The following is a 24976-nucleotide window of genomic DNA, read 5'->3' as shown; positions in this document are numbered from 1 at the left end:
GCCTGAGCTGAGCGCTGCGCGTGGGCGCTACGCCTCGGCGAAGCGGCTCATGTGGGCGAGCGTCTGGGCGGCGCTGTCCGGCGCGAAGGCGCCGGCGATGCCCTCGGCGGCCCCCTCCGCCGCGGCGAGCGAGCGCGGACGCAGGACGGCTTCGTAGGCGCGGACCGCCGCGTCCAGGGTGGGCTCGGCGATGAGGGTGTGGGCGAGGTCCGCGCCGTCGAGCATGGCGAGGTTGGCGCCCATGCCCGAGAACGGGGACATCAGGTGCGCCGCGTCGCCGAGGAGGGTGACGCCCGGCCGGTGCTCCCAGATGTGCGGGACGGGCAGCGCGAACAGGGGCCGGTTGGTGTAGCCGGTGTCCGTCTCGGTGATGAAGCCGAGCAGGTCGTCGCTCCAGCCCGCGAACTCCGCCAGGAGCGCGTGGCGCACGGCGTCGTGGTCGGCCAGGTCGACGCCGCGCCGCCGGTGCCAGTCCTGCGGGGTGCGCATGCCGACGTAGACGCGGACATGGCCTCCGCTGTTGCGCTGGGCGACGAACCCCTTGCTGTCGTCCAGGGCCATCATGGTGCCGCGGCCGGTGAGCGCGGCAAGGCGCGGATGCCGCAGGTCGGCGCGGTCGAGGCCGGTCTCGACGAAGGTGACGCCGGTGTAGACCGGCTCGGCGGCGGACAGCAGGCGGCGCACCCGGGACCACGCTCCGTCCGCGCCCACGACGAGATCGGTCTCCGTGCTGCCGCGCCCGTCGAAGTGCAGGCGGTGGCCGCCCCCGTCGAGCGGCTCGACGCGCGTGAGCTTGTGCCCCCAGCGCACGGTGCCGGGATCCAGGGAGTCGAGGAGCAGGGCGCGGAGCTGCCCGCGGTCGATCTCGGGACTCCCCTGCGCGTCGTCCCCCTCGTCGGGGACGTGGTCGAACAGGATGCGGCCGTCGCGGCCGACCAGGCGCATCTGCTGCCCATCAGGGCGGGCGAGGCCGGTGAACTCGTCCCACAAGTCGGCACGTCGCAGGGCGAGTTGCCCGGACTCGGGGTGCATGTCGAGGGTGCCGCCCTGGTCCCGGGCGGCCGGGGAGGCGTCCAGGTCGTGGACGGTGACCTCGACGCCGTGGCGCTGCAGGATGCGGGCGCAGGTCAGGCCGCCGGGACCGGCGCCGATGATCGCGATTCGGTGGGCGAGGGGCATGGCGGATCGCACCTTTCGAGCAGGTGGAGGAAGAAGTGGGAGTCAGCGAAGTGCAGTAGGCCCAGAAGACCACACCCGTGAAAAAAGTGCAACGACACAACTTTTGAATTCGCTCAACCCAAGCGTAGAGTGGCGGCATGCCCGAGACCACGCCCCCAGCGCCGCCGCCGCCGAGTCCGACACCGCCGGGACGCCGCGAACGCAAGAAGGCCGCCACCCGCCAGGCGCTGGCCGACGCCGCCCTGCGCCTCTTCCTCGAACGCGGCTACGAACACGTGGGCATCCGCGAGATCGCGGACGCCGTCGACGTGTCCACCACCACGCTGTTCAAGCACTTCCCCGTCAAGGAGGCCCTGGTCTTCGACCAGGACTCCGACCAGGAGGAGCGGCTCCTCGCCTCCGTACGCGAACGCGCCGCGGGCCAGTCCGTCCCCGCGGCCCTGCGCGAGCACGCGCTGCGCCACCGCATCCCCACCGTGGACGGCGACCCCGGGTTCGCCGCGTTCAGCCGACTGGTCGAGGAGACCCCCGCCCTGCGCGACTACGCCCAGCGGATGTGGCTGCGTCACGAGACCGCCCTCGCCCGCGCCATCGCCGAGGAGACCGGCCGACCGACCGACGACCCGGCCTGCGCCGCCCTCGCGCACTTCGCCCTCGAAGCACCCCGGATCGCCTGGGACGGGGACTCCGCCGAGGCCGTGACCCGCGCGTTCGACCTCCTGGAGCAGGGCTGGGCGGCCATCTCCCCGAGGCCGTGACGTCCGACCCGCGAAGGCCGAGCCGTGACGTCCCACCAGTAGGCTGCGCACGCCGGCCAGGGAGGCCGAAGGGGAAGGGGAAGGAACGCGCCGTGTACTGGGTGGGGTTGCTGCTGTGCGTCGTGCTGGGTGTCGAGGCCGGGGGGATCGTGGCCGGCGTCCTGGCCGCGGACACGGGCTGGAGCGTGACACTGATCGTCGTCGGGGCGAACCTGGCGCCGTGGACGGGCATCGCCGCCTTCGGACTGCTCCTGGCCGGACGCCGTCGGCGACACACCTCGACGGCGGCCGTCGAACCACCCCGCTGGGAGACCGTCATGGCGCGGATCGAATCCGTCCGCGCCGTCGGTGACGGACCGGACGTTCCGCTGCGCCTCGACCTCACCGTCGCGCCCGACGGCCGCCCCGGGTGCCGCGTCGACGCCTCGGCGGTGGTGAACCTGATGGATCTGGACGACTTCCGGGTCGGTCGCACGGTCGTGGTGGACCAGGACGCCGCGCACCCCTGGGAGGTCCGGGTCCACCCCCGCCCGCCGGCCGGTTTCGCCGCGCACGTGGCGCAGGCGAGGATCGACAGCGCGCCGTCGGAGACCCGCCTGACCGCGCCCGCGCCGTCGTCGCCGCCCGCCGGCCACGGCTGGGGCGGCGTCCGGGCCGGCCTCCTCGCGGCCGCGCTCGGCGCGGCGCTGTCCGTCGTCCCGTTCCACGGCTTCTACTAGGAGCTCCCGCCCCTGCGTCTTCTGCAACTGACGCGACGTCATATTGCCTACGCAGAGGGAGAAGAACGCGCAGAAAACGATGAGAGCCCTTGTCCGCACCTCACCGCCACGACAAGAATCCGATCTGCACCGAGGCTCCACGGATCCTCGAAGTCGGGGATCGAGGCTCCTCGGAACGACAAGCCACCATCCCTGGAAGGGCCTCATCATGACCGTCCTCAAGCGCGCACTCGGAACCACCCTTGCCGCCGGCGCCCTCCTGCTGACCGTCGGCGCACTGCCGGCCAGCGCCCAGACCGCCGTCACCGGCCAGAAGGTCTTCGTCGGCAACGCTTTCAGCTACAGCCCGTACCTCTCGAACACCGCCGCCTACAACAGCGCCTACGCCCAGGCCACGGCAGCGGGCTACACCACCGCCCAGTGCTCGCTGACCCGTGCTCCGATCGCCATCCGGATCACCCCGACCATCTGGCAGTCCAGCGCGCAGGTCACCTGCAACGCCTGACGACCACCCACTGCCGACCACTGGCGGACTGTCGGGACTGGCGCAAGCCAGGGGTGGCTCGCGTCAAGGGAGTTGATTACGGGGTCAGGGCGAGGGGGTACCTGTCCTGACACGGACCGGACCGTCACTGAAAGGGCTCTCCCTGCTATGCCACCGATGCGCATCGGCGTCTCCCTCCAGCCACGCTGGCCGATCGAGGACGGGACCGCCGTGCTCCGCGCCGCCTCGCACGCCGAGCAGCTCGGCTTCGACCACGTAGCGGTCGGCAACCGCCTCCTGGACAGCGGGTTCGGGCTCGACACCGACCCGCTCGTCCTGCTCTCGGCGATCGCCGGCGCGACGAAGCGCCTGCGGCTGCTGACGTCCGTGCTCGTCGCTCCGTTCTATCCGGCGTTGGTGCTCGCCAATCAGGCGGCCACTCTGGACGTCGTGTCGGGCGGACGCATGATCCTGGGCGTCGGCACCGGGTGGAACCCTTACGAGTTCGAGGCCGTCGGCGTGCCCTCCCGGGAACGGGGCGCCCGCACCGACGACCACCTCGCTGCCGCCCGAGCCCTGTGGACGTCGCGTCCCGCCGACTACGACGGGCCGTTCACACACCTCCGTGACGCCCGCCTGGGGGTGCCTCCGCTCACCCCCGGTGGGCCGCCGGTGTGGATCGGCGGGAGCAGTGAGGCGGCCCTGCGCCGGGCACTGCGATACGGCGACGGCTGGTACGGCAGTGGTGTCGACGCGGCAGACGTCCTCGACGTGCGACGCCGCCTGCACGATCTGGCCGCCACCCCGGCGGAGGCCGAGCGCCTGACGCTTGCTTCGGCCGCGTTCCTCACGCCACCCGGCTTTGCCGCGGTCGCCCAGGCTCCCGGACGGCCCCTGGGCGGAGCGTCACCGACCGCCGCGACCGTGGCTGACGCCCTGGAGAAGCTCGGGGAGGCTGGGCTCTCCGTCTGCACGCTGTGGCTCCCCCTGGCCGCCGAGGACATGGAGAAGGCCATGGAGTGGATCGCGTCCGAGGTCCTTCCGCGGCTCGCCTGAGATGCGGGTTTCACCTGCCCACCCTCGTGGGCGGAGTCGAGGTGGACTCCGCCCACGAGGGTGGGCCTGCTACCGCCTCCGCCCGTCCCGCGGGTCGGACGGTCGACCGACGTGGACACGGTGCGGCCCGGCCACGGGGGTAGACTGACGAACTTCAAGCGCGCTTGAAGTAGACAGCGAATCTCGGGAGAGACCCATGACCCCCTCCGCGGACCGGCTGACGATCGGCGAGCTGGCCGCCCGCAGCGGGCTGGCCTCCTCCGCCCTGCGCTACTACGAGGAGCTCGGCCTGATCACCTCGCAGCGCACGGCGGGAGGCCAGCGCCGCTACCACCGGGCGATGCTCCGGCGTCTCGCCTTCGTCCGCGCCGCGCAGCGCGTCGGGCTCTCCTTGGACGAGGCCGGGCAGGCGCTCGCGCGCCTGCCCGACGACCGCGCTCCGACCGCCGCCCAGTGGGCTCCGGTCGCGCGCGCCTGGCAGCGGCGCATCGACGCCCAGATCGCCGAACTCCAGCTCCTGCGCCGCAAGCTGGGCGGCTGTGTGGGCTGCGGCTGCCTGTCCCTCAAGACCTGCGCCCTCTACAACCCGGACGACACGGCCGCCGCCCACGGCCCGGGCGCCCGCTGGCTCCTCGGCGACACCCCTCCCGAGCCCCCGGCCCGGGCCTGACCGACACGAGGATCTACCGCGGTCGGCAGGCCGCGATGCCCAGGAGGTCCGGAACGGGCTGCCGACCGTTGTCCTCGGCCGTCTCAAGCAGTCTGAATCCGGCATCAAGAACGGAGTTGAGCAACACGGGCAGCGGCACGTTGACCACGCCGACCCGGGATCGGATGCCGTCGCCGAGCAGCGGGTGTTGTTCCACTCGCTCATGGAGCCGATAGCCCGGATGGACCGTGCAGGCGCCCGCCCCGTCACGTTCGACGTAGACCCCTCCGAAGCAGGGATGGGCCCCGACGACGGCCAGACGCCCGCCTGGGCGCAGAACACGGTAGGCCTCCATGAAGACGGCGGGCAGGTCGTCGAAGTCGGTGGTGGTCATGATCGTCGCAACCGCGTCGAACGACTGGTCGTCGAAGGGCAGGTCGTCGGCGCCGGCCACGACGGCATCAGCCCCGGAACGGCGGGCGATCTCGACCTGGCGAGGAGAGATGTCCACCCCCAGGACCCGCCATCCCAGGGCGGTCAGGGCGGGGATATGGGCGCCCCCGCCACAGCCCAGGTCGAGGCAGGTCCGCCCGGCCCCGACGCCGAGCACCCGAGCGATCAACTGGTCGGCTGCTTCGGCGAACGGACGACCGACTCCGCTCCGAACGTAGGCGTCGTACCAGTCGGCGAACTCGTCGTAGCGAGGGCTGAGGGACATGACAGCACCAGAGCAGACAACAGACCGCCCCGCCAACTGCTTTCGGCCTGCACACGGCCTCGCACCGGGTCCCGGGGCGTCGGGTGACATCGACATCCGCTTCGAGTTCGAGGCCAAGCGCCCGGATCTCGCTCCGGTTCAGAGCGCGGGCACGCCGCCGTCCGCGGGCGCGCCGGGGCCGGGGCGGTGGAGGAAGGACTCGGTGCCGAGGCCGAGTTCGCGCAGCGTGGGGTCGGTGAACGCGGAGACGCTCGCGCCGCGTTCGAACTCCGAGGCGTGGCACCGGAGCGCCGCCCACTTCGTGGCCAGCCAGGGTCGGACGTCCAGGGAGACGGTGATGCGGTCGTCCGGGGTGGAGGGGACGTCCGCCGGCTGGAGGCCGACCGCGGCGGCGTGGCCGACCAGCGAGGACGGGGCGGTGACGAGCCAGAGCGACTCGACGGCCCAGGCCGGGCCGTGGGAGGGCAGCAGGAACGGGACCGCCGCGGCCTCGACCGCCGCGAGGGTGGCCCGGTGGACGCGGATGTGGTCGAGGTGGCCGGAAGCGCCCGCCGCGTCGTAGGTCACGACGGCGGTCGGGCGCAGCACCCGGATCTGCTCGACGAGGTCGGCGACGACGACGTCGAACGGGGCCGCGCACAGGGAGCCCGCGCCTTGCCCGTGGCGGCCGGAGTCGCGGTAGGGCAGCATCGCCGAGGAGGTGACGCCGAGGACCCGCAGGGCCTCGCCCCACTCCTTGGTGCGGACGCCGGGCGCGGCGAAGGAGCCGCCGTCGGCGAGCTCCCCGTCGGTGCAGGTGACCACGGCGGTCGGACGTCCCGCGTCCGCGCTGCGGGCGAGGAGGCCGCCGGTCCACAGCGACTCGTCGTCGGGGTGGGCGTGCACCGCCAGCACGGCGTGCCGCGGCTCCGGCCGCCGCACGGGCTCCGTCTTCTCCATGGAACCGGTCCTCTCCCGCCCTCGGCACGGATCGCCTCGGCTGCTCCCGGCGGCCCATGCTAGGGCCTGTCTTCAAACTCGCGCCGGATCAGCCCGGCTCGTCTGGCGCGGCCAGATGCAAGGCGGAGGGGCGCCCTCGTACTGGATGTACTTGGGCGTGCCGACAACCCAGCATGGGGGGGTTCCCCCGGCCGAAGGCTGGGGGAGGTCGTGGCAGGCGGGCCGGGCCCGGCGGGGGTTTGAAGACAGGCCCTAGCGCCGAGCCCCACCCGCCCAGCGGGTGCCGCTCCCGCCGACCGGTGGTGCCGACGGCCGGGTTCCGCTGGTTGCGTCGACCTCAGCCGTGTCCGCCACCGGGCGGACCGCCCACGGGGGGAGATCCACCATGCGCAGCGACTTCGCCGGCGGAGCCGTCAAGCTCCTTGCCGCCACCGCGATCACGGGAGCCGCACTTCTCGGCCCCGCCGTGCACGCCCAGGCCGACTCGCTCGACCCCGGCCGCACGTACGCCGCCCCGCAGCTCGGCGTCGCCGACCCGTCCGACGGCCGGGCGTACGCGCCCGAGGTCAACGGCCCGAGCTACTTCAAGACCGCCACGCTCCGGCCCGCCGACTGGGAGTTCAACAACTCGGCGGCCCCGGACGGCGGCTGGTCCGGGCTGCAGGGCGTCCACCAGGAAGGCCCGGGCTCCGGCGCGGCCGCGTCCTGATCGGCGGGCCCGACCCCGTTCCGCTCCTTCCCTACCGCTGTTGCGCGTTCTCGAAGTACGCCGCCAACTCCGGCTCCAGCGGCGGGATGTCGTACGGGCGACCGCCGTCGCGCAGCGACATCGTGGCCATGTAGCCGGCGGCGACGCTCATCCGGGCGGCGAGCGGGGAGGTGTCCGTCGGGCCGCCCTCGCGGACGAAGCGGGCGAACTCCGCGAGGATGGCCGTGTCGCTGCCCCCGTGGGTGCCCTCCACGTCCGGGACGCGGTAGCTGATGTCGCCGTCCGCGCGGTAGCGGGAGGGGCCGGTGTTCCAGACGCGGACCTCGGCCCCGGCTTCGTCGCCGAAGTTCTCCAGCCGCCCCTCGGTCCCGATGACGGTGTAGTTGCGGAAGTAGTCCGGACTGAAGTGGCACTGCTGGTACGCGGCCAGGACCCCGTTGTCCAGCTGCATGTTCATCACCGAGACGTCCTCGACGTCGATGTGGTGGTTGAGGCCGGTACGGGCCGTGGGCGGCCACTCGTACTCCTTGAGCCAGTTCTCCGGGCGCGGCGTGCCCGGGGCGCGGCGCGGGAGGTCGCCGTGGAGCATCAACGAGCCGAAGGCGTTGACGCGTTCGGTGTATCCGCCGGCCAGCCAGTGGATGACGTCGAGGTCGTGGGCGGCCTTCTGGAGCAGCAGGCCGGTGGTGCGGCTGCGTTCGGCGTGCCAGTCCTTGAAGTAGAAGTCGCCGCCGTAGGAGACGAAGTGGCGCACCCAGACGGTCTTCGGCTCGCCGATGTCGCCGCGCGCGATGATCTCGCGCATCCGGCGGACCACGCCCATGTGCCGCATGTTGTGGCCCACGTACAGCCGGGTGCCGGTCTGGTACGCGGCGCGCAGGATCGCGTCGCAGCCGTCGACGGTGATGTGCATGGGCTTTTCGAGGTAGACGGCCTTGCCGGCGCGCAGGCAGTCGACGGCGAGGGCCTCGTGCGTGTCGTCGGGGGTGACCACGAGGATGGCGTCGAGGTCGGCCCGGTCGAGCAGCCGGCGGTGGTCGGCGACCGCGTCCTCGGGCTTCAGCCAGTCGAGGCGGTCGAGGCCGCGCCGCAGCGCCTCCGGATCGTTGTCGCACACGGCCGCCACCACGCTGCCCTTGCCGGGGCGGTGGGCGGCGAGGGCGAGCGACAGGCGCAGGCCGAGACCGATGACGCCGAGGCGCACGTCTTGCACGGTCACTGATGTCCTTTCAGAAGGGGTCGCAGGCCAGGACGGCGGATCACTTGGAGCCGGTGAAGGCGATGCCCTCGGTGATCCGGCGCTGCGAGACGAGGAACATGGCGATCATCGGCAGGCTTGCCAGCAGCGAACCGGCCATCAGCACGGGGTAGTCGGTGACGTGCTCGCCCTGGAGCGTGGCGAGGCCGACCGAGAGCGGCATCTGGCCGGCGTCGCTGGTGACGACCAGCGGCCACAGCAGGTCGTTCCAGGACCACAGCACGGTCAGCACGCCGAGGGAGATCAGACCGGGCTTGGCGAGCGGCAGCATCACGGACCAGAAGATCCGCAGGGGTCCCGCGCCGTCGAGCCGGGCGGCCTCCTCGACGTCCACCGGGAGGGAGAGGAAGAACTGCCGCAGCATGAAGGTGCCGAAGGCGCTGAACAGTCCCGGCAGCACGATGCCGGTGAGGGTGTTCAGCAGGCCGAGGTGCATCAGGATCTGGTACTGCGGCAGCAGGTAGACCTGGCTGGGCACCATCAGCACCGAGAGCAGGACCAGGAAGAGCACGTTGCGGCCCGGGAAGCGCAGCCGCGCGAAGGCGTACCCGGCCATGGAGCAGAACAGCAGCTGGGCGGCGACGCGGACCACGGTGATCACGACGGTGTTCAGGAACTGCCGCAGGAACGGCATGCTCGTGAACACCTCCCCGTAGTTGGACCAGCGCCAGCCTGGCAGGAAGGTGGGCGGGACGTGGGTCGCCTCGCCGAGTGTCTGCAGCGAGGTGAGCAGCTGCCACAGGAACGGGGCGATCATCGCGGCCGCGCCGATCGCGAGCACCACGTGGACCGGCCACAGGCGTTGACTACGCATAGTGCACCCACCGCTTCTGGAGCCGGAACTGAACGGCCGTCAGCAGGAGCAGCACCACGGTCAGCACGACGGCGATGGCGCAGCCCATGCCCTGCTCGTTGTCGAGGAAGACGTACTCGTAGAAGAGGTAGGCGATGGTCTTGCTGTCGGCGAGCGCCGGATTGGACCGGCCGAGCATCAGCAGCACGTAGTCGAACATCTGCAGGCCGCTGATGACCGTGATCACCGAGACGAAGAAGATGCTCGGACTGAGCAGCGGGAGCGTGATGGAGAAGAACTGCCGGACACGGCCCGCGCCGTCGAGTTCGGCGGCCTCGTAGTAGTGGCGCGGGATGCCCTTGAGGCCGGCCGCAAAGATGATCATGTTGTAGCCGATGACCGCCCAGATGCCGACGAGCGCCATCGCGTAGACCGCGAAGCGTCCGTCCGAGACCCAGTGCGGGCCGTGGATCCCGATCAGCGACAGCAGGTAGTTGATCAGGCCGTAGTCGCCGTTGTAGAGCCAGCGCCAGACCATCGCCACCGCGGCCGGCATGCTGACGACGGGGATGAAGTACAGCGTCCGGTACAGGCCGACGGAGCGGCCGCGCACCTGGTTGAGCAGGGCCGCGAAGACGATGGACACCGGGATCGAGGCGAGCAGCAGCAGCGAGTACAGGACGGTGTTCCACGCCGCCTTGGGCAGCTGGGGATCGCTGAGGAAGGCGCGGTAGTTGGCGAGTCCGGCCCACTGCTGGCCGCCGAAGGCGCCCCAGGAGGTGAAGCTGTAGTAGACGGACTGGACGATGGGCCACAGGTAGAAGCCGGCGAGCCCGAGGGCCAGCGGGGCGACCATCAGGTAGCCCCAGACCCACTCGCGCGGGTGCCCGTGGCGTGCGACGACCCGGCGGGCGAGACCCGGGCGCCCGGCCGCGCGGGCCCCCGCCGCCGCGGGCGCGGCGGCGGAGGTCGGGGACGCCGGGGGCGGGGAGCCGCCTGCGACGGCGGGTTCGGTGGCGGGCATGCTCACCCCTTCGCCAGGTCGGCGTCCGTGGTGGACTTCAGCTGCTGGGCGCCCGCGCTCAGGCTCAGCTTCCCGGCCCAGATCTGGTCCAGGATGGTCTGGTCGGCGGTGGCCCAGGGGCCGGTGTTCGCCGAGACGGGGTAGGGCACGGCGTGGTCGAGCTGGTCGACGAAGGTCTGCAGGTGGAACTGCGGCATCGCCTTGACCCAGGCGTCGCTGAGCCCGTGGTAGGCCGGGATGACCGCGCCGCTGGCCGCCTGGAGCTCGTTGGCCTGCCGCCCGCCGAGGAACTGGACGAACTCCCAGGCCGCGGCGGCGTGCGGGGTGCGGGCGTAGATGACGTTGGCCAGGCCGTTGATGACGGTGGCCTTGCCCTGCGGCCCGGCGGGCAGCGGGGCGACGTCGGCGGAGAGGCCGGGGGCGTTCTTGTAGGTGAGCGCGTCCCAGTCGCCGTCGGTGAACATGGCGACCTTGCCGGAGGCGAAGAGCTGCGACGGGTCGGTGTCCGTCATCTGCTGCGCGGTCGGCGAGGTGTGGTACTTCGTGATGAAGTCGAGCGCGTACTGCATCCCGGCGAGGGTCTTGGCGTCGGTGAAGCCGGAGGACTTCTTGTCGGGTGAGACGACCCAGCCGCCTGCCTGGTAGATGTCGTTGTAGAGGTTCTCCTGGGTCCAGTCCGGGGAGGCGATGCCCCAGGTGCCCTTGGCCGGGTCGGTCAGCTTCTTGGAGGCGTCGATGACGTCCTGCCAGGTCCACGAGGCGGTGGGGTACTTCACCCCGGCGGCGTCGAAGAGCTTCTTGTTGTACCAGAGGCCGATGGTGTCGTAGTCCTTCGGCATCCCGTACTGCTTGCCGTCCACGGTGTAGATGCTGTTGAGCGACGCGGGGAACGGGCTGTTGTCGAAGCCGCTGCGGCCGGAGAGCGGGAGCAGCTGGCCCTGGCCCGCGTAGAGGCCGATGCGGGTGGTGCTCATCCAGAAGACGTCGGGGGCGGTGCCGGAGGCGGCCTCGGTCTGGAGCTTCTGCCAGTAGTCGGCGTTGGGGGTCAGCTCGATGTTCACCGTGATGTTCGGGTGCAGCTTCTCGAAGGCGTTCACGATCTGCTGCATGGCGGGCTTCTGGTTCGGGTCCCAGATGCCGTAGGTCAGGGTGACCGGTCCCGTGGCGTCGCCGCCTCCGGCGGCCGAGGTGGAGGACGAGCAGGCCGAGGCGGCGGCGACGAGCGCGGCGGCGCAGAGCAGGGCCGACAGCTTTCTGGTCATCGACGGTCCCATCGATCGGTGGGGGTGGAGGGTTGTCGGGACCTTAGCCGAGCATTTATGTCGAGAACTAGCGTTAATTGAGCAAGGATGCGCAGCCGAGATGTGAAAGAGTCGCTCCCGAGACCTTCCCGCGTCCTACTGCACAGTAGATATGAGACTTGTTGACGAAAATAGTCTCAGGTCGAGGCGAAGAGCAGCCGCTCGGCCTCGTTCAGCGCGTGGCGCACCGCGCCGAGGCAGACCGCGTCCGCGCCCAGCTCGGAGACCACGACCTCCGGCGGGTACAGGCAGACGTCGGCCAGATAGGCGCGGATCGGCTCGGTGAGCTGCTCCTCAGCCTGCGCCAGGCTGCCCCCGATGACCAGCAGCTCGGGATCGAGCGGGGTCACCAGCGTGACCAGCGCCTCGGCCAGGGAGCGCGCGAAGGCCTCGACGGCCCGCCCGGCCTCCGCGTCCCCCTCGCGGGCCCGGTCCAGCGCGAACAGGGCCGCCTGGGAGGGCGCGCGCAGCTCCCCCGGGTCGACGGCCATCGCGTAGTCCATGACGTGCTGGAAGGTCTGCCACCTGCTGTTCGGGTGGCCGCCGAGCTCGCCCGCCGCGGCATGGGAACCGCGGTAGGGCACGCCTCCGAGCAGCAGGCCGAGGCCGATCCGGCTGCCCGTGTGCAGGTACATCACGTCGGCGCGGCCGCGGGCGGCGCCGCGCCAGTGCTCGGCGAGGACGGCCAGCCGCATGTCGTTCTCGACCAGGACCGGCACGGTGAGCCTGCGGGCCAGCTCGGCCTGGAGCGGGACGCCCGTCCAGTCCGACAGCACCACGCTCTTGACCACCCGTCCCTCCCCGTCGATCACGCCGGTGGTGCCGACGCCGACGACGGTCAGCGCCGAGGCGGCGATCCCGGCCCCCGCGCAGGCCTGCTCGACGAGCCCGCCGATCGCGTCCAGGCGACCGGCCGAGGGGAGGTCGGCCGGCACGCTCACCTGCTCCCGGGCGACGATCCGCCCCCGCAGGTCCGCGACCATGACGGTCAGGCGCGCCGCGCCGATGCCCACGCCGGCGACGTGACCGACCGCGCCGCGGAACGCGAAGCGACGGGCGGGGCGGCCGCGCAACCCCTCGGTGGCGTTGGGCGCGAACTCCTCGGCCTGGCCCTCGCGGATCAGCGTCTCCATGATCGCTTCGGCGGTGGCGCGGGAGACCCGCGCCGCACGGGCGAGCTCGGCGAGCGTCGCGCTCTCGGTCGCATGCAGGGCGCGCAGCACCGCGACCTGGTTGAGCCGACGCAGAAAGCTCGCGTCACCGCTCTCGCGTGGCACCGGTCCTCCAGCGTGTGTCTGCGGGTCCCGGCTCCCTCACCGGGAGCCGGATGATGATCCTAAGCGGTCGCGGCCGTGGACGGACCAGCCTCCGGCCCCGGCTACAGCGGCAGCGGGCGCGCCTGGACGACGCTCACATCGCGCTGACCGCCGTGGACGGCGCGGCCTGCCTGATCCGGCTGGGCGTCGCGGCGCCGGCCCGCCCTTCGACGCCGCAGGCCGTCCGGCCTGGCCGGCTCCCCCGACTCCGCCGAGCCCGGCGCGTCGCTGCTGCTCGTGGTGGACCAACTGCTGGGCTGAGGTCGGGGCGGGTGTCGCGCAGGGCTTGGCAGTCACAGTGCGCGGACCTGCTTGATTATTCACAGGTCTTGTCAGAAATGCGCAGTGTCCCGTAGAAAGAGTGCGGCTGCTGAGGACACGTCAGCCACCATGCCCTGACCCCGAGATGCCGTGAGGTCGAAGCGTGAATTCTCCCGCGCCCCTGCCCAGGTGGCTGCGCGCCACCGTCGCCTGCTGCACCACTCTGGCCGCCGCCACCACCGGGCTGCTGCTCGCCCCGCCCGCGCTCGCCGCAGGAGCCCCAGGCTCCCCGGGCGGCGTGACGCAGTATCCGAACTTCGCGCCGACCCCGCCCATGGGGTGGAACGACTGGTCCTACTACCAGTGCGGCATCAACGAGAAGACCATCCTCGGCAACGCCCACGCGCTGGTCAGCACCGGGCTGGCGAAGAAGGGCTACGACACCGTCACCATCGACGACTGCTGGATGGCCAAGCAGCGCGACGCGAACGGCGACCTGGTCGCCGACCCGCAGCTCTTCCCCGACGGCATGGCCTACGTCGGGCAGCAACTGCACAAGCTCGGGCTCAAGTTCGGGATCTACGAGGACGCCGGGACCGACACCTGCGGCGGCTACCCCGGCTCGCTCGGCCACTGGCAGCAGGACGCGGACCTCTTCGCCTCCTGGGGCGTCGACTACGTCAAGCTCGACGGCTGCAACGTCCCCTCCAAGCCCGGCGAGACCGACGAGCAGAGCTACCGCGACACCTACACCGCGATGAGCCAGGCCCTGCTGAACACCCACCGGAAGATCGTCTTCTCCATCTCGGCCCCCGCCTACTTCCAGGGCGAGTCGAACTGGGACTCCGTCATCAGCTGGTCCTCCCAGCTGGGCAACCTCTGGCGGGAGGGCGCGGACATCGCGCTCGGCCAGGACACCGGCCCCGACAAGTGGGCGTCGATCGACTACAACTACAGCTACAACGTCGGCCTCGCCGGCCTGCAGAAGCCCGGCCGGTGGAACGACCCCGACTTCCTGCTCGCCGGGGACTCCGGCCTCAGCCGGGACGAGATCCAGAGCCAGGTCTCGCTGTGGTCCGTCATGGCCGCCCCGCTGATCTCCAGCACCGACCTCACCCACCTCTCCCCCACCGCGCTGGCGGTCCTCGGCAACAAGGACGTCATCGCCGTCGACCAGGACCGCCTCGGCGTCCAGGGCCGGATCGTCCAGCACGGGGCCGGCTACGACGTGCTCAGCAAGCCGCTGGCGAACGGCGACCGGGCGGTCGCGCTGTTCAACTCCTCCGACAGCGCCCAGACGATCACCACGACCGCGGCCAAGGCCGGTCTGCGCGCCGCCTCGGGCTACTCCCTGACGGACCTGGTGAGCAAGCAGGTCACCGAGACCACCGGGGTGATCTCCGCCGACGTGCCGCCGCACGCCACCGTCCTGTACCGCGTGCACACCGGCGCGGCCCGCGGTCTCGCGCCCGCCACCACCGTCAGCTGGCACGACGTCAGCACCGCCGCGCACCCGGGCACGTACCGGATCACGCTGGCGGACCACGGCGCGGTCGCCCTGACCGGCGCGCAGCTGCGCGTCGGCGCTCCCGCCGGGTGGACCGTGACGCCGTCCGCCGTCCGTCTGCCGCGCGTCGCGCCCGGCGGGTCGGCGAGCACCACGGTGAAGGTGAGCGGGCCCAAGGGCGCGCCGGGCACGACCGTCACGCCGATCACGGCGACCGCGAGCTACCGGGCCGTCGGCTCGGGCCGGGTGGACACCGTCCGCGGTGAGGCGACGATCGTGCAGGTCGTCCCCTATCCGACGCTGGCCTCCGCCTTCGACAACGTCGGCGCGACCTCTGAGAGCGACACCACCCCGGGCAACTTCGACGGCGGCGGCGACAGCTACTCCACCGAGGCGCTCGCCAAGGCCGGCGCCACGCCCGGCGCCGCGATCAACGCGAACGGCCTCAGCTTCACCTGGCCGTCCGCCGCACCCGGCACCGCCGACAACGTCGCCGCGGGCGGCCAGGAGATCGCCTTCAGCGGCCAGGGCAGCACGCTCGGCTTCCTCGGCGCGGAGGCCGGCTTCGTCTCCGGCACGGTCACCGTCACCTACACCGACGGCACCACCAGCACCGGCCAGCTCGGCTTCCCCAACTGGTGCTGCGCCCCGACCGACGCCTACGGCGCGAAGACGGCGTTCACCACCGACCACCGCGACACGCCCACCGGGCCCGCCAACTACGGCATCAGCTACGGGGTGTTCACCAACACCGTCCCGCTGACGCCCGGCAAGACCGTCCGCTACGTCACCCTGCCGAACGCCCCCGCGATCCACGTGTTCGCGCTGGCCGTCCAGCCCTGACCCCGCACCGACGACGAAGCCGCCGCCCTGTCACGACAGGACGGCGGCTTCGTCGGCTCCCGGCGAGCGCCCGGACGCGAACGCGCTACCAGCAGCCCTCGACCGTGGTCGCCCACCGGTCGATGAGGTCGCGGGCCGAGGTGGTGTTGAAGCCGCCCTGCTCCAGGAAGGCGAACGCCTTCCAGCGGCCGTCCGTCTTGTTGACGGTCAGGCCGGCCAGGGCGATCGCGCCCGTCAGCGTGCCCGTCTTGGCGTCGATCCTGCCCTTGGCGCAGTCGGTCGGGGCGGTGGTGTACCGGCCCCAGCCGGGGCCGAGCGTGCCGTCGACGCCCGCGATCGGGAAGCCGACCATGACCGGGCGCAGCACCGACTGGTAGCGCGGATCGATGGTCAGCGCCGCCATCGACGCCAGCGCCTGGGCCGTCATCCGGTCGTCGCGGGAGAGCCCGCTGCCGTCGTAGAGGTGCACGCCGGTGAGCGGCACGTGGTAGCGGGACACCTCGCTGAGCACGGCGTGCGTGGCGCCCTGCCAGTCGGCCGGCTGGCCGACGGCGAGCGCGGTCAGGCGGGCGAAGCCCTCCGCGTTGTCGTTGACGCTGTCCTTGAGCATCGTCTCGACCTCGGCAGCCAGCGACTCCGAGGTGTGCGAAGCGAGTTGGACCGCCGTGCCGGGCGCCTTGGCGCGCGTCAGAGTGGTCGTCTGCACGCCGATGCCGTGGGTCCCCAGCCGGGCCCGGAACACGTTGCCCGCGTACAGGCCGCTGTCCACGTTCTCGTGGCCGAAGACCTGAAGCGCGCCGATCGAGGAGATCTCGCCGGGGATGTAGCCGGTCTGCCAGCCCGGGGAGGTCGCCTGGGCGTGCGGGAAGAGGGAGTCGTCGACGTAGAGCGTCACCGAGCCGAGGTGGCGGGCCTTCAGCGCCACGGCGGTCGCGTCGGCCAGGGCGTTGACGTCGTCGCCGGTCAGGTGCTGGTCGGCGCCGCCGACCAGGTAGAGCGCGTGGCCCTGGAGCAGGGCGCGGGTGCGCTCGGTGTGGCCCGCGCCGAGCGCCGTCAGCGCCGCGATGGCGGTGGCGATCTTGGTGGTGGACGCGGGCATCAACTGCGCACCGGCCCCCGACGACCAGACGACGCGGCCGCTGGCCGCGTCCAGCACCTCGCCGGAGGCCTGCGAACTCGGCAGCGCCTTGAAGCGCAGTCCGAGTTCCTGGGCGATGCGCTGGTCGCCCGCGGTGGCGCCGGTGGCGGCGCCGGCGGCCGTGGCCGTGCCGACGCCGAGGCTCAGCGCGGAGACGCCGACGAGCGCGACGATGCACGCGCGGCGCAGGGTAGGACGAAGGGTGCGGCGAAGCCGAGGCATGTCTCCCCCAGGACCGGCGGCGTTCCCCGCGCACCGGTCGGCAATGGACGGCTGGTGTCTGCTGTGCTGTCTCTTCTGACAGACCGCCCGATTGTGCCAGGAGCCGGTTCGGGGGCGGTAGCTCGACACTCTCGGGCGATCTACCGCAAACATGGTCCTTCTGCCCGCTCACCGGCCGAAACCGTGCGCCCCTCGCTGCGAGATCGTGATGATGCGCTCCCTGCGGAGCTCAGCGCCCCTGGGCGAGTCGGGTCAGGATGCGTGCGGCGGGCTCGTCCGTCGCGTGCGCGTGCCCCGTCCCGGCCCAGAGGTTGATCCGCTCGCCGTCGCCCGCGGCGACCGCCGCACGGCGCAGTGGACCCGTCAGGTGGTGCACGGCCGGGTAGCCGTCGGGAGCGCCCGCGGTGTGCCGGTCGGTGAAGGAGTTACGCAGGGCGCGCGCGGGCCGACCGGTGAACGCCCTGGTCACGACGGTCTCCTGACGCGCGGGATCGGCGAGGGCCGCACGGTGGGGCGCGGACGTGCCCGCCTCGTCGGACCGCAGCAGGACGGTGCCCACGGCCACGGCCACCGCCCCGGCGTCCAGCGCCCCGGTCACCGCGTCCGGCGTCGCGATGCCGCCCGCGGCGATCACGGGCAGGGACACCGCGCCGCGCACGCGGCCTACCAGTTCGACGAGCGGGACGGGCTCCGGGAGCACCTGCGGGGTCAGTGTCCCGGAGTGCCCGCCCGCGGCCGACGCCTGCACGGCCAGCATGTCCACGCCGGCCTCGGCGGCGGCCCGCGCCTCGGCCGGCGAGGTCACCGTCTGGACCACCACGGTCCCGGCGTCGCGCAGCGCCGCGACGACGCGGGCCTCGGGCAGGCCGAAGGTGAAGCTGACGACCGGGACGGGCGCGGCCAGCAGCAGCGCGATCTTCGCGGACCAGTCGTCGTCGTCCTCGACGAGGGTCTCCCCGAGCGTCGCCGGATCGAGCCCGACGGAGCGAGCGTCCTCGGCCAGGGAGCGGGCGTAGCGCGCGAACGCCTCGCGGTCGACCGGGACGGGGTTCGGCGCGAACAGGTTGACCCCGAAGGGCAGTCCCTCGCCGCGCACGCCCGCGATCTCCGCGGCGAGCGCGGACGGGGGCTTGTAACCGCCGGCCAGGAACCCGAGACTCCCGGCCCGCGCCGCAGCGGCGACCAGCGCGACCGTCGTCGGCCCACCCGCCATCGGCGCGGCCAGCACCGGCAGTTCGAGCCCCAGGGCGTCCAGCGGCGAGGTCATGCGGCATCTCCTTCGACGACCGGGGGCAGGGCGCGGCGCGGCCGGGCCAGGCGTGAACACCATCCTGCCCCGGCCCGACCGTCCGCGCCACGACCGTCGGCCGCCTCGGCCCCCGCGTCGGCCCCGCCCGGGCGGATCAGCTCCACCGTCGGCCAGGAGGCGCGTCCGAGCCGGCCAGCAGCTCGTCGGCTCGTCGCGGGCGAGCCGGAGCCGGTGACGAAGGCCGAGGGCTGGCGGACGGGGATGACGCACCCGACGCGGAGGCTCACTGCCGCGTCGGCACGGCCGGCCGGGTCCTCTCCCGAAGCCACCCGCCAGGCTGCCGGCCGGAGCCCCCACGCTGGGTCCCCCGCCCTCCACTCGCCGTGGCCGACCCCACCGACCCCGGGGCCGTGCGACGGAACCGTGCGCGCGGCGGATGCCGACGTGGCCTTCGGCCGCGCCCCCGGGGGCCGGTCAGGCGTCAGGGCCCCGGCGGCGTTGGCGGTTGAGGGTTTCGAGGAGGCGGAGCCAGATCTCGGACGGGGTCGGGTAGCTGGGGACGGCGTGCCACAGGGCGGTGACCGGGACCCGGCCGACCATGGCGACGGTCGCCGAGTGCAGCAGGTCGGCGACGCCGCTGCCGACGAAGGTCGCGCCGGCCAGGGCGTCCGTGGCGCGGTCGATCACCAGCTTCGCCCGGCCGGTGTACTCCTCGCGCAGCAGGGAGGTGCCGGCGAGCGCGGCCATGTCGTACTCGACCGTCTCGACGTCGATCCCGGCCTCGCGGGCCGCCCGCTCGGTCAGGCCGACGGAGGCGACCTCCGGGTCGGTGAACGTCACCTGCGGCACGGCCCGGTGGCCCTCCGCCGTGCTGAGCTCGGCGGCGAAGCCCCCGGGCGCGCCGCCGCCGTTCGGGCCGCCGCCGTTCGCGCGGGAGGCGATGACCTCGCCGGCGATCCTGGCCTGGTACTTGCCCATGTGCGTGAGCAGCGCGCGGCCGCAGACGTCGCCGATCGCATACAGCCAGTGACCCGGAACGCCCTTGACCGTCTGCTGGTCGTCGACGTCCAGGTAGCCGCCGTCCGGCAGGCCGACCGAGGGGAGACCGATGTCGTCGGAGGCCGGCACACGGCCCAGCGCCACCACGATCTCGTCCACCGTCAGTTCCGTCCCGTCGTCCAGCGTCAGCGTCGCCGGACCGCCGTGCGGGAGGCCGACGCCGGTCTCGGCCACCTTGTCCCGGCGCACGGCGACGACGCTGCGGCCCAGCAGCAGGCTCACCCCGCTCTTCGCCAGCTCCGCGGCGACCAGTTCTCCGGCGAACGGCTCCTGCTTCGCCAGCAGCGCGTCGCCGCGGTGAACGAGCGTCAACTCCTCCACGCCGAGCCCGCGCAACCAGGTGGCCGCCTCGCAGGCCACCACGCCGCCACCCAACACGGCGACGCGCTGCGGGACTTCGCGCAGGTGCGTGACGTCGCGGGAGATCCACGGACGGGCGGCCCGCAGGCCGGGGATGTCCGGGACGGACGCCTTCGACCCGGTGTCGATCACCACCGCGTGACGCGCGGCGATCGTCCGCACCGAGCCGTCCGGCTTCGTCACCGCCACGGTCCGCTCACCGGTGAGCCGACCGTAGCCGCGCACCACGTCGATCCCGGTGTCGATCGCCCACTTCACCTGGCTGTCGTCGGAGAGGTTGTTGACGACGGCGTCGCGGCGCGCCAACACCGCCTCGACGTCGATCCCGCTGCGGCCCACGAGCGAGGCCACGCCGGGCAGATGCCGGGCGGTGTTCAGTACCTCGACCGGTCGCAGCAGGCCCTTGCTGGGCATGCACGCCCAGTAGGAGCACTCGCCGCCCACCAGTTCCGCCTCCACCAGGACCGCGTCGAGGCCGGAGAACTGGGCCGCGTACTGCGCGGCGTTCTCACCGGCCGCCGCACCTCCGAGCACGATGACGTCCCACTCCGACCGCTCGGGGTCGACTGCCGCTGCCATGAGCCACTCCTGCCTCTTCGTGCGCCTTCGGTCCGCCCTGCCATTCTGGAGGAGCCGTTGGCCTGCGGCACGTCCATCCGTGCGGACGTCACACTTGCGTCATCACCCCGGTCCACGGTCAGAGGGCACGCCGCGCCCGCCTCACCCGGACCTCCTCGACGCCGAGAAGACCGAGCAGCGGCACCTTGGCCCGGCGCTGCTCCGGATCCACCTCCCAGCCGCCGTCGCGAAGGCGGTCCAGCAGCAGCTCGGCGAGCGGCATGACCATGTGCCGGCCCCAGCAGCGCTCCGAGGAGTGGCCGAAGGGCAGGTAGCCGGGGGTCTGGTCGGGGTCCAACGCGTCCCAGCGCTCGGGGCGGAACGCGTCCGGGTCCTCCCACAGGGACGGGTCGCGGTGCGACAGCAACGGGAGCAGCAGGACGTCGTCCTCCCGGCCGATGCGGGGGTCCAACTCCGGGTACTCGGCGCAGCGGTGGCGCAGGATGTTCCACGAGGGCGGCAGCAGGCGCATGGCCTCGTGGAGGATGTTCCGGCTCGGCACGCCCTCGTCGAACGGCGCGCCGAGCCACAGGGCGTTCGCGACCAGCGTGGAGACGGTGAAGCAGACGGGCGCCGCCGCCCGCCGGTACATGCCCATGGCGTAGCGGCGCTCGTCGTAGCTCTCCGCCCGCTCCCACAGCCCGGCGACGCCGGTGACGGACCTGCCTCGGCGGCGCGGCAGCGCGGCGCCGGCGGCGATGACCGTCCAGGTCAGCTTGGGGGTCAGCTCCAGGTTGCGGCTCATCAGCAGGCGCAGCCGGAACGGGTCCCCGGCGAGCACCAGATCACGCAGCAGTTGATGCCCCGTCAACGGCCAGGGGCCGGACAGGTCCACGTCCGCCGGCAGCGGCTCGGCCAGCGCGTTGCGCACGTCGCGCCCGATGGTCTGCATGACCGAGGACGCCTCGCTGCGGGAGATGGAACGCCCGTGCAGGGGCTTGAAGGTGGGCCGCTCGGTCTCGGTGGCACGGCGCAGCCCGAGCAGGCGGTCGGTGAGTTCGGCTCCGGCGATCCCGATGGTGTCGGGTTCCAGCCGGAACAGGTCCTGGCCCAGGTGGTCGCGGAGCAGTGCCTCGAGCCGGGGGGCGAGCACGGTGGTCCGCGCCGGGGCGGCGCTGGCGGTGGCGGAGCGGGGCATGAGGGTTCTCCGGGGGTCTCGCCGAGAAGTGGGGACGGGCCCGCGCCCGGCAGCCGGTGGGCTCTCCGGGGGCGGGCCCGATCCGTTGGCGCCCGCCCCGCGCAAAGGCGGTGACGGGGAGGCCGGATCAGTACCAGAAGTACCAGGCGGCGGCCTTCAGGCTCTTGTTGGCGCAGACGGTGTTGCGCACGGCGAACAGCAGCTTCATCACTTCACCTCCCCTCGCTCCGTCGCGGGTCTCGCGGGAACGACCACCACCCTGGCCGGTCGGGGTCAACGGGAGGTCTACGGGTGCGTCAACGGCCGGGCCGCGACCCGCAGCTGCGCGTATATCGGACGTAGACACGGCCCCCGTAGGCTCCGGTCTCGCTTGTTGCACGGACGTTCCGAAGGAGCAACCGATGGCCCGCCTTCCCACGACCTTTCACGCGCGCCTCGGCGCGTGCGCGATCCTGCTGCTCGCCGTCCCCGGCGCTGTCGGCGCTCTCGGTGGCTTCGGCACCGGAGCGGGCGCGCTGGAGGCGCACGCCGGCGCAGTGCGGATCCTGGCGGCGGCACCCGCCTCGTGCTCCGGCCTGACGGACTGGAACAGCATCGTCACGACCGGGAACCCGGACTGTCAGCTCTCCTGAACCACCGGCCCGCGCACGTGGTCCAGCAGCGACCGGGCCCGCTGCTGCTCGGCGGTGCTGCCGAGCCGCTCGAACTCCGCCAGCGCCGCCTCGGCCTGGTCCGCGGCCCGGTCCGGGGCTCCGGCCTCGACCAGCGCCCGCGCGAGTTGCAGACGCGCGTGCGCGGCGCGGCCGGGAGCGCCGAGGTCGGTCCACTCCGCCGCGGCCGTCTCGAAGCGTTCGGCCGCGTCGAGGGCGCGTCCCTCGGCCTGCAGAGCCAGGCCGAGGACGAACAGGGTGTGCGCGCCGCCCAGCCGGTCCCCGTCCTGTCGGAGCCGACCCAGCAGCTCCTGACACCGCGTCATGACGGCCTCGGACTGCCCGATGCGGATCTGTGCCGCCGCCGCGTTGAGGGCGGACGCGGTCTCGCCGCTGCGGTGCCCGAGGATCCGCGCGAGCGCCACCGCCTCGGTGAACCGCTCGACGGCCTCGGCGTACCGGCCGGTGGCGTGCGCGATGACGCCGAGGTCGTTCAGGGCCTGGCGCAGGATCGCCGGGTCGTCGGCGGCCCAGCACAGCTCCACCGCCCGCCGCGTCCGCTCCTCCGCGAGCTCGTAGCGGCCCGCGCCGAGCGCGATGTTGCCGGCCAGGAAGCACGACCGCCCTTCGCTGCGCGGGTCCCGCATGGCCGCCCCCGCCCGCGCCGTCGCCTCCAGGGTGCGGGCCAGCCTGGCCCGGGACGCGCCCTGCCCGAACGGGGAGAGCGCGACGAGGAGGTTCACCGCCTTCGGCAGCATCGCCCGGTGGGCCTGCGCCGCGACGCCCTCGCCGACGGCCTCCTGGGCGATCCTGGCCGCCAGTTCCACCGCGCCCGGCGCCTCGGCCACGGCCCACTCCCGCGCCTCGTCCCGGTCGGCGAAGGCGGGGCGTGCCTGCTCCCGGGGACCCGGCCACGGCGAGTGCGGCTGCGGCTGCGGCTGCGGCTGCACGAGCTCAGTGCCAGGAGCGAGCGCGGAACCGGAAGCGCGTTCTCCGCCCGGTGTCGGTGCGGGGCCGAGGTCGGATCCGGGTCCGGGTCCGGGGGCGCTGTCGAGGACGCCGCGGATCGGATCGCCCGGAACGGCGCGCTCGAACGCCGCGCAGGCCGCCGCGAGCAGGAAGTCCAGCAGCCGGCCGCGCGCCGCGGCCTCCTCGCCCGGCGCGGTGCGGGCGGAGACGTGGCGGGCGAAGTCACGCAGCAGGTCGTGGTGGCGGTAGCGGCCGTCGGCGGGCGACTCCAGCAGGGCGACGTCGACGAGCGACTCCAGCAGCCGCTCGGCCTCGGCCTGCTCCCGGCCCAGCAGAGCCGCCGCCGAACGCAGCCCGAGCTCGGTCGCGTCGACGGCGCCGAGGAGCCGGAAGACCTCGGCCTGGTCGTCGCCGAGCTGCCGGTAGCCGAGCTCGAAGGCCGCCGCCACGGCCAGTTCGCCGATCCGCAGTTCGTCGATGCGGCGGCGCTCGTCGGCGAGCCGGTCACTCATCGCCCGCAGGGTCCAGCCGGGCCGGGCGGCCAGACGCGCCGCGACGATGCGCACGGCGAGCGGCAGCCCTCCGGTGGCGTGCAGCAGTTCCTCGGCCGCGTCCGCCTCCGCCGCGACACGCTCCGCGCCGACCACGACGGCGAGCAGTTGCCGGGCCTCGCGCGGCGCGAAGACGGCCAGGTCGAGCTGGAGCGTCGCGGGCAGTCCGACCAGGCGCTTGCGGCTGGTGACCAGGGTGGCGCAGCTGTCGGTGCCCGGCAGCAGCGGGCGGACCTGCTCGGCGTCGGCGGCGTTGTCGAGGACGATCAGCAGCCGCCGCCCGTCCGCGACCGAGCGGAACAGCGCGGACCTGGCCGCCGTCCCCTCGGGCAGCCGGTCGGGCGGGACGCCCAGCGCGCCGAGGAGCTCTGCGAGCACGCCCTCGGGCTCGCCGGGCGTGGCGGTGTCGCCGCGCAGGTCGGCGTACAACTGGCCGCCGGGGAAGGCGGGCCGGGCCCGGTGGGCCACGTGGAGGGCGAGGGCCGTCTTGCCGACGCCGCCCATCCCGGCGAGCGCGAGCACGGCGGGCGTGGCGTGCGGCGGCTGCGCGAGCGCCCTGCGCAGCCGCGTGACGAGTTCCTCGCGTCCCACGAAGTCAGGCTCGCGGGGCGGCAGTTGGGCCGGCACGTAGACCGGCCTCGGCTCCGCGGGTGGTTCCGGCAGGACCGCCTCGGCGGTGCTGTCACCGCCACCGCGCCCGACCGTACCGCGCCCGGTGTCTGACTCGGCACGGCCACCGCCACCGGCGCCACCACCACCGCCACCACTGCTGGCATCTGCGCCTGCCTCGTGGTGGCCGACGCGGCCGCGGCCGGAAGCACGGTGCTCAAAGGGACCGCCGGAGTGTCCGTGCTCGACGCCCGCCTCCGGGCGCCGGCCGACCCCGCGCGCGGCTCCCGCGCCGGCGCCGTCTGCGGCACCGGCCCCCGCACCTGCGGCGGCGCCGATGTCCGCGCCGGACCGACCGTCGACGCCGCCTCCGGCGCTGAGGCCTGAGGCGCGACCGGAGGCGCTCCCGGCGTCCGGGCCCGAGCCGCCCCTCGCACCCGCACCCGCACCCGCACCCGCGTGGCCGCTCTCGCCCGCCCGACCGCGACCAGGGCGCGTCTCCCGCTCGGCTGACGAGATGCGGACCGGGTCCGCGGGCTCTCCCGCGAGCACGGCGGCGTGCACGGCCGCCAGTTCCGCGCCCGGCTCCACGCCGAGTTCGTCGATCAGCCGGCGTCGGGCCGTGCGGTAGACGTCGAGCGCGTCGGCGCGTCGCCCGGCCCCCGCGAACGCGCGCATCAGCAGGCCGTAGAGGCTTTCGCGCAGCGGGTGCTCGGCGGTCAGCGAGCGCAGCTCGGGGATGCACCGGTCCGGGCGGCCGAGTCGGACGTCGAGCCCGATCCGCCGTTCGAGGAGGCTGAGCCGCAGCTCGACGAAGCGCTGCCGGTGCCGCTCGGCGAACGGCCCCGGCACAGCGGCGAGGGGCTCGCCCCGCCACAGGTCCAGTGCCTGCTGCAACA

Annotated in this window: 22 protein-coding genes; 8 read left to right on the top strand and 14 right to left on the bottom strand. The window is 73.2% G+C overall.

The window, feature by feature from the left end:
* Positions 1 to 27: 27 nt before the first annotated feature.
* The gene (locus TR50_RS17995) at positions 28 to 1179 is read right to left on the bottom strand and encodes an FAD-dependent oxidoreductase (RefSeq protein WP_152648456.1); all 1152 of its coding nucleotides are present in this window, start codon (positions 1177 to 1179) and stop codon (positions 28 to 30) included.
* A gap of 137 nt (positions 1180 to 1316) precedes the next feature.
* On the opposite strand from TR50_RS17995, the gene TR50_RS17990 reads away from it, so the two are divergent.
* The 5 genes from TR50_RS17990 (at position 1317) to soxR (ending at position 4866) form a co-directional block, all read left to right on the top strand.
* Positions 1317 to 1937 (top strand): TetR/AcrR family transcriptional regulator, encoded by a 621-nt coding sequence (locus tag TR50_RS17990; protein WP_042422051.1) that lies wholly within the window; start codon positions 1317 to 1319, stop codon positions 1935 to 1937.
* A 92-nt stretch (positions 1938 to 2029) separates the two neighbouring features.
* Positions 2030 to 2656: a hypothetical protein gene (locus tag TR50_RS17985; protein ID WP_052441067.1), complete on the top strand. Its 627-nt coding sequence runs from the start codon at positions 2030 to 2032 to the stop codon at positions 2654 to 2656.
* Between the two features lie 208 nt (positions 2657 to 2864).
* Positions 2865 to 3161 carry a hypothetical protein gene (locus TR50_RS17980; RefSeq protein ID WP_042422048.1) on the top strand — a complete coding sequence of 99 codons (297 nt, stop codon included), beginning with the start codon at positions 2865 to 2867 and terminating at the stop codon, positions 3159 to 3161.
* Between the two features lie 156 nt (positions 3162 to 3317).
* Entirely contained in the window at positions 3318 to 4196 is an 879-nt protein-coding gene (locus TR50_RS17975; RefSeq protein ID WP_042422046.1) for an LLM class flavin-dependent oxidoreductase, read from the top strand.
* A 196-nt stretch (positions 4197 to 4392) separates the two neighbouring features.
* Positions 4393 to 4866 (top strand): redox-sensitive transcriptional activator SoxR, encoded by a 474-nt coding sequence (gene soxR / locus TR50_RS17970; protein ID WP_042422044.1) that lies wholly within the window; start codon positions 4393 to 4395, stop codon positions 4864 to 4866.
* A 13-nt stretch (positions 4867 to 4879) separates the two neighbouring features.
* Here the strand turns inward: soxR and TR50_RS17965 are convergent, their stop codons facing one another.
* Both TR50_RS17965 and TR50_RS17960 read right to left on the bottom strand, forming a co-directional pair.
* Entirely contained in the window at positions 4880 to 5467 is a 588-nt protein-coding gene (locus TR50_RS17965) for a class I SAM-dependent methyltransferase (RefSeq protein WP_201776839.1), read from the bottom strand.
* Positions 5468 to 5701: 234 nt separating this feature from the next.
* Positions 5702 to 6502, bottom strand: a complete 801-nt coding sequence (locus TR50_RS17960) for a PIG-L deacetylase family protein (RefSeq protein WP_042422040.1) — start codon at positions 6500 to 6502, stop codon at positions 5702 to 5704.
* A gap of 385 nt (positions 6503 to 6887) precedes the next feature.
* On the opposite strand from TR50_RS17960, the gene TR50_RS17955 reads away from it, so the two are divergent.
* On the top strand, positions 6888 to 7211 hold the full coding sequence (locus TR50_RS17955) for a hypothetical protein (RefSeq protein ID WP_042422038.1): 324 nt from the start codon (positions 6888 to 6890) through the stop codon (positions 7209 to 7211).
* Between the two features lie 31 nt (positions 7212 to 7242).
* Here the strand turns inward: TR50_RS17955 and TR50_RS17950 are convergent, their stop codons facing one another.
* The 5 genes from TR50_RS17950 to TR50_RS17930 all read right to left on the bottom strand — a co-directional run bounded on the left by TR50_RS17950 (position 7243) and on the right by TR50_RS17930 (position 12864).
* The gene (locus TR50_RS17950) at positions 7243 to 8424 is read right to left on the bottom strand and encodes a Gfo/Idh/MocA family protein (RefSeq protein ID WP_042422123.1); all 1182 of its coding nucleotides are present in this window, start codon (positions 8422 to 8424) and stop codon (positions 7243 to 7245) included.
* Positions 8425 to 8470: 46 nt separating this feature from the next.
* A complete protein-coding gene (locus tag TR50_RS17945) occupies positions 8471 to 9283 on the bottom strand; it encodes a carbohydrate ABC transporter permease (protein WP_042422036.1) in 813 nt (270 codons plus the stop codon).
* Positions 9276 to 10286: a carbohydrate ABC transporter permease gene (locus TR50_RS17940; protein WP_084700499.1), complete on the bottom strand. Its 1011-nt coding sequence runs from the start codon at positions 10284 to 10286 to the stop codon at positions 9276 to 9278. The genes TR50_RS17945 and TR50_RS17940 overlap by 8 nt, the downstream gene beginning before the upstream one ends.
* A gap of 2 nt (positions 10287 to 10288) precedes the next feature.
* Positions 10289 to 11548, bottom strand: a complete 1260-nt coding sequence (locus TR50_RS17935; protein ID WP_042422035.1) for an ABC transporter substrate-binding protein — start codon at positions 11546 to 11548, stop codon at positions 10289 to 10291.
* Between the two features lie 176 nt (positions 11549 to 11724).
* Positions 11725 to 12864 (bottom strand): ROK family protein, encoded by a 1140-nt coding sequence (locus tag TR50_RS17930; RefSeq protein ID WP_042422031.1) that lies wholly within the window; start codon positions 12862 to 12864, stop codon positions 11725 to 11727.
* 463 nt (positions 12865 to 13327) lie between these two features.
* On the opposite strand from TR50_RS17930, the gene TR50_RS43595 reads away from it, so the two are divergent.
* A complete protein-coding gene (locus TR50_RS43595) occupies positions 13328 to 15514 on the top strand; it encodes a beta-sandwich domain-containing protein (RefSeq protein WP_063775095.1) in 2187 nt (728 codons plus the stop codon).
* A gap of 85 nt (positions 15515 to 15599) precedes the next feature.
* Here TR50_RS43595 and dacB read toward each other — a convergent pair whose 3' ends face one another.
* From dacB to TR50_RS46750, 5 genes are all read right to left on the bottom strand, one after another.
* The gene (dacB, locus tag TR50_RS17920) at positions 15600 to 16874 is read right to left on the bottom strand and encodes a D-alanyl-D-alanine carboxypeptidase/D-alanyl-D-alanine endopeptidase (RefSeq protein WP_042422030.1); all 1275 of its coding nucleotides are present in this window, start codon (positions 16872 to 16874) and stop codon (positions 15600 to 15602) included.
* A 229-nt stretch (positions 16875 to 17103) separates the two neighbouring features.
* The gene (locus TR50_RS17915) at positions 17104 to 18141 is read right to left on the bottom strand and encodes an NAD(P)H-dependent flavin oxidoreductase (RefSeq protein WP_042422027.1); all 1038 of its coding nucleotides are present in this window, start codon (positions 18139 to 18141) and stop codon (positions 17104 to 17106) included.
* 456 nt (positions 18142 to 18597) lie between these two features.
* A complete protein-coding gene (locus TR50_RS17910) occupies positions 18598 to 20121 on the bottom strand; it encodes a dihydrolipoyl dehydrogenase family protein (protein WP_042422025.1) in 1524 nt (507 codons plus the stop codon).
* A gap of 118 nt (positions 20122 to 20239) precedes the next feature.
* Complete coding sequence (locus TR50_RS17905; RefSeq protein ID WP_042422022.1) at positions 20240 to 21298, bottom strand: cytochrome P450; 1059 nt, start codon at positions 21296 to 21298, stop codon at positions 20240 to 20242.
* A gap of 127 nt (positions 21299 to 21425) precedes the next feature.
* Positions 21426 to 21575 carry a tryptorubin family RiPP precursor gene (locus tag TR50_RS46750; protein ID WP_160311127.1) on the bottom strand — a complete coding sequence of 50 codons (150 nt, stop codon included), beginning with the start codon at positions 21573 to 21575 and terminating at the stop codon, positions 21426 to 21428.
* Between the two features lie 124 nt (positions 21576 to 21699).
* On the opposite strand from TR50_RS46750, the gene TR50_RS17900 reads away from it, so the two are divergent.
* Entirely contained in the window at positions 21700 to 21930 is a 231-nt protein-coding gene (locus TR50_RS17900) for a hypothetical protein (protein WP_042422021.1), read from the top strand.
* On the opposite strand, the gene TR50_RS47805 is transcribed toward TR50_RS17900, so the two are convergent.
* On the bottom strand, positions 21918 to 24976 hold a 3059-nt coding region (locus tag TR50_RS47805; RefSeq protein WP_169790433.1), incomplete at its 5' end, for a BTAD domain-containing putative transcriptional regulator. The genes TR50_RS17900 and TR50_RS47805 overlap by 13 nt on opposite strands.

The sequence above is a fragment of the Streptacidiphilus anmyonensis genome, from assembly GCF_000787855.1.
GTDB lineage: Bacteria > Actinomycetota > Actinomycetes > Streptomycetales > Streptomycetaceae > Streptacidiphilus > Streptacidiphilus anmyonensis.
This window is presented reverse-complemented; position numbering and strand designations above follow the sequence as displayed.

Coding starts and splice junctions, on each gene's coding strand:
- TR50_RS17995 (WP_152648456.1), bottom strand. CDS start 1,179: ATGCCCCTCGCCCACCGAATCGCGATCATCGGCGCCGGTCCCGGCGGC.
- TR50_RS17990 (WP_042422051.1), top strand. CDS start 1,317: ATGCCCGAGACCACGCCCCCAGCGCCGCCGCCGCCGAGTCCGACACCG.
- TR50_RS17980 (WP_042422048.1), top strand. CDS start 2,865: ATGACCGTCCTCAAGCGCGCACTCGGAACCACCCTTGCCGCCGGCGCC.
- TR50_RS17975 (WP_042422046.1), top strand. CDS start 3,318: ATGCGCATCGGCGTCTCCCTCCAGCCACGCTGGCCGATCGAGGACGGG.
- soxR (WP_042422044.1), top strand. CDS start 4,393: ATGACCCCCTCCGCGGACCGGCTGACGATCGGCGAGCTGGCCGCCCGC.
- TR50_RS17960 (WP_042422040.1), bottom strand. CDS start 6,502: ATGGAGAAGACGGAGCCCGTGCGGCGGCCGGAGCCGCGGCACGCCGTG.
- TR50_RS17955 (WP_042422038.1), top strand. CDS start 6,888: ATGCGCAGCGACTTCGCCGGCGGAGCCGTCAAGCTCCTTGCCGCCACC.
- TR50_RS17945 (WP_042422036.1), bottom strand. CDS start 9,283: ATGCGTAGTCAACGCCTGTGGCCGGTCCACGTGGTGCTCGCGATCGGC.
- TR50_RS17940 (WP_084700499.1), bottom strand. CDS start 10,286: ATGCCCGCCACCGAACCCGCCGTCGCAGGCGGCTCCCCGCCCCCGGCG.
- TR50_RS17935 (WP_042422035.1), bottom strand. CDS start 11,548: ATGACCAGAAAGCTGTCGGCCCTGCTCTGCGCCGCCGCGCTCGTCGCC.
- dacB (WP_042422030.1), bottom strand. CDS start 16,874: ATGCCTCGGCTTCGCCGCACCCTTCGTCCTACCCTGCGCCGCGCGTGC.
- TR50_RS17915 (WP_042422027.1), bottom strand. CDS start 18,141: ATGACCTCGCCGCTGGACGCCCTGGGGCTCGAACTGCCGGTGCTGGCC.
- TR50_RS17910 (WP_042422025.1), bottom strand. CDS start 20,121: ATGGCAGCGGCAGTCGACCCCGAGCGGTCGGAGTGGGACGTCATCGTG.
- TR50_RS17905 (WP_042422022.1), bottom strand. CDS start 21,298: ATGCCCCGCTCCGCCACCGCCAGCGCCGCCCCGGCGCGGACCACCGTG.
- TR50_RS17900 (WP_042422021.1), top strand. CDS start 21,700: ATGGCCCGCCTTCCCACGACCTTTCACGCGCGCCTCGGCGCGTGCGCG.